This is a genomic window from Bacteroides acidifaciens (assembly GCF_024623065.1).
In the GTDB taxonomy this organism is placed as follows: domain Bacteria; phylum Bacteroidota; class Bacteroidia; order Bacteroidales; family Bacteroidaceae; genus Bacteroides; species Bacteroides acidifaciens.
Genome location: NZ_JANJZR010000145.1, coordinates 1 through 3,639, shown reverse-complemented (window position 1 = coordinate 3,639; position 3,639 = coordinate 1). Strand labels below are relative to the sequence as shown.

Annotated in this window: 3 protein-coding genes; all 3 read left to right on the top strand. The window is 43.0% G+C overall.

Annotation, left to right across the window (positions count from 1 at the left end; translation table 11 throughout):
• Positions 1-571: 571 nt before the first annotated feature.
• From NSB03_RS20150 to NSB03_RS20140, 3 genes are read left to right on the top strand one after another with little or no spacing between them, the layout of a single operon-like run.
• Positions 572-1,828 (top strand): glutamate-5-semialdehyde dehydrogenase, encoded by a 1,257-nt coding sequence (locus NSB03_RS20150; RefSeq protein WP_024988845.1) that lies wholly within the window; start codon positions 572-574, stop codon positions 1,826-1,828.
• Positions 1,829-1,867: 39 nt separating this feature from the next.
• A complete protein-coding gene (locus NSB03_RS20145; protein ID WP_135035479.1) occupies positions 1,868-2,821 on the top strand; it encodes a Rossmann-fold NAD(P)-binding domain-containing protein in 954 nt (317 codons plus the stop codon).
• Positions 2,822-2,842: 21 nt separating this feature from the next.
• Positions 2,843-3,553, top strand: a complete 711-nt coding sequence (locus NSB03_RS20140) for a DUF5041 domain-containing protein (protein WP_024988844.1) — start codon at positions 2,843-2,845, stop codon at positions 3,551-3,553.
• Positions 3,554-3,639: the final 86 nt, after the last annotated feature.

Genomic DNA, 3,639 nt, shown 5'->3' with positions numbered 1-3,639 from the left:
CCCCCCCCCGGCTTTCAGCGCATTCAGCTTTTCAGGACTTGACAATAGAGCTATTATATTCACCGTGGTGGGTATATATACTCACCATACTGGAGCTATATGCCCACCACGCGGAGTATATAGATTCATCACCCAAAGAAAGTAAAGGTATACACTTTTGCATTCAGGAGTGACTTCAGCTAAAAACACCGATGAAAAGGGACTTTTTTGAAGAGCTGAAAGCTGAAGGCGTTTTTTTACTTTTTATATTTGGCAGGAGACTTAGCTGTAACAAATAGGAATTTTAACTGTAACAAGTAGGAGACTTGACCGTAAGAAGTACTACACTCAATGAAATGACATAGGAGACTTGAGTAAGTCAAGTACATGGCCCGGCTTACTTCAGTAGTGCTTTGGTTCATCCCTGCACAAGAAATGTGTTCTCCGAACCTATTTTTGAACTTTGGTTTAAAAGAGAGTGCTATAAATAGAATAGTCAACCAACATTTATTTTGTTTTTCAACGGGTTTTATTCACATCATTCACTATATTTGCATAGTTTATCTTTCCATTTAATGCAAAAAAGGAACAAATGACTACAAATTCAAACGAAACCTTTGCAGCCGTACAGGCAGCAAGCCGGGAATTAGCCTTGCTGAGTGATGACATCATCAATCAGATTTTAAATGCAGTGGCTGACGCAGCAGTTGCAGAAACGCCTTTCATTCTTGCCGAGAATGAGAAAGATCTCACACGAATGGACAAAAATGATCCGAAATACGATCGGCTGAAATTGACGGAAGAACGTTTGAAAGGTATCGCAGCGGACACACGTAATGTAGCTACCCTCCCCTCTCCTTTAGGTAAAGTACTGAAAGAGACTGTTCGTCCTAATGGAATGAGATTGACGAAGGTCAGCGTTCCTTTTGGAGTGATAGGAATCATTTATGAAGCACGTCCTAATGTCAGTTTCGATGTATTCTCTCTTTGCTTGAAGAGCGGGAACGCTTGCGTTCTGAAAGGTGGAAGTGACGCAGACTGTTCCAACCGCGCTATCATCAATGTGATTCATGAAGTACTGAAAAGATTCAATGTCAATCCCCATATTGTAGAACTACTTCCGGCTGACAGAGAAGCTACGGCAGCATTACTGAATGCAGCAGGCTATGTTGATTTGATTATTCCCAGAGGAAGTAGTGGACTTATCAATTTTGTACGCGAGAATGCAAAGATTCCCGTTATTGAGACAGGGGCTGGCATTTGTCATACTTACTTTGATGAGTTTGGAGACGTAAGCAAGGGGGCGGATATTATCCATAATGCCAAGACACGCAGGGTGAGTGTATGTAATGCGTTGGACTGTACTATCGTGCACGAGAAAAGACTGGCTGAACTCCCCGTGCTTTGTGAGAAGTTGAAAGGTAGTAATGTGATTATTTATGCTGACCCGCTAGCTTATCAGGCATTAGAAGGACACTATCCTGCCGAACTCTTGCAGCATGCGAAGGCAGAAAGTTTCGGAACTGAGTTTCTGGATTACAAAATGGCCGTCAAGACCGTGAAGAGCTTTGAAGATGCCTTGGGGCATATCCATGAAAACAGTTCGAAGCATAGCGAATGTATCGTCACGGAAAACAAGGAACGTGCGGCGTTGTTTACAAAGATAGTAGATGCCGCTTGTGTATATACTAATGTATCCACCGCTTTCACCGACGGAGCACAATTCGGTTTAGGAGCCGAAATAGGTATCAGCACGCAGAAACTGCATGCACGGGGCCCGATGGGACTGGAAGAAATCACTTCTTACAAGTGGATCATCGAAGGAGATGGACAAACTAGAAGAAGTTGAGAGTTAAGAGTTGAAAATTGAGAATTAAAAATAAATGATATGAAGAAATTTACTTGTGTACAGGACATCGGCGATTTAAAATCGGCCCTTGCAGAAGCATTTGAAATCAAGAACGATCGCTTCAAATATGTCGGATTGGGCAGGAATAAGACATTAATGATGATCTTCTTCAATTCCAGCCTGCGCACCCGTCTCAGCACACAGAAAGCGGCACTGAATCTGGGAATGAACGTTATGGTGCTGGATATCAACCAAGGCGCCTGGAAATTGGAGACCGAACGGGGTGTTATCATGGATGGCGACAAGCCGGAACATTTATTAGAGGCTATTCCTGTAATGGGATGCTACTGTGATATAATCGGAGTACGTTCGTTCGCCCGTTTCGAGAATCGTGACTTCGACTATCAGGAAACGATTCTGAATCAATTCATCCAACACTCGGGACGTCCGGTATTCTCCATGGAGGCAGCAACCCGCCATCCGCTACAGAGTTTCGCTGACTTGATTACAATTGAAGAGTATAAGAAAACTCCACGTCCGAAAGTGGTCATGACCTGGGCACCGCATCCCCGTCCATTGCCGCAGGCCGTTCCAAATTCTTTTGCGGAATGGATGAACGCTACCGATTATGATTTTGTCATTACCCACCCTGAAGGATACGAACTGGCTCCCGAATTTGTAGGAAATGCCAAGGTAGAGTATGACCAGATGAAGGCTTTTGAAGGAGCCGACTTTGTATATGCCAAAAACTGGGCTGCTTATGCAGGCAATAATTACGGACAGATATTGAGCAAAGACCGCACATGGACAGTAAGCGACCGCCAGATGGCCGTCACCAACAATGCTTATTTCATGCACTGCCTGCCGGTTCGCAGAAATATGATTGTCACGGATGATGTCATTGAAAGTCCGCAATCAATCGTCATTCCGGAAGCTGCCAACCGTGAAATCTCGGCAACAGTCGTTCTGAAGAAATTGCTTGAAAGCATCTAGCATTACAAAAAACATATGCACATGAGAAAAAACAAACTAACAGCCATTTTGCTATGCCTGTCTCTTGCAGGCATAGCAAATGCCCAGGAGAAAAGCCCTCAGGTAATAAAATCAGAGCCGCAATTAGAAGACATCTACAATGTACTGGAAGCTATGGATACTCATATTTTCCGTTTCGACTTGAAAGAGTTCCTGAACAAAACATATTCAGTCAACGTCTATGTAGACGAATACGAAAAAGGGAAATCACCCAAGCAAGCACATAGCATCAGGCTTGGAAACAATATCCAGTCGTTGAATGTAGTACCGGAAGAACACCGGCAAGCTTTCCGGGAAATAAAACATATTCCGGAAGGAAAAAACGAATGGGAAGAAATAAAAGAACTGGCAGTGTATCTTAGAAAGTCCAATGATTCAACTTCAGTCTGTACCATCAACGTGCCTGGAGCCATGCGGGGCGGTGTGCCTTTAAAATTACGGCCGGTAGAGAAATATCATTCCTACGTTTATTATCCGCGCCCATTCAAATTTCAGACTATAAAAGAGGGAGAAGAAGAACATTTCAAAATTCCCCTGATTTTATACGGTTCAGCCTGGCTGGACGAGAAATATAACATCATCCGATTCTGCGGAGAGAAAGAAATTGACCCGGAAATGAAAGCGGAAATACTAAAAGATATACCACATTATTATATAATAGGGATAGAATTCAAATCTGACAAGAAAGAATGATTCAATCTTTTAGAGCCTGTTTAAATTCTCTTCAGTCATAATATTATAGCTGATATTTTAACTTACCCCGGCTCTTCTTGTCGCGT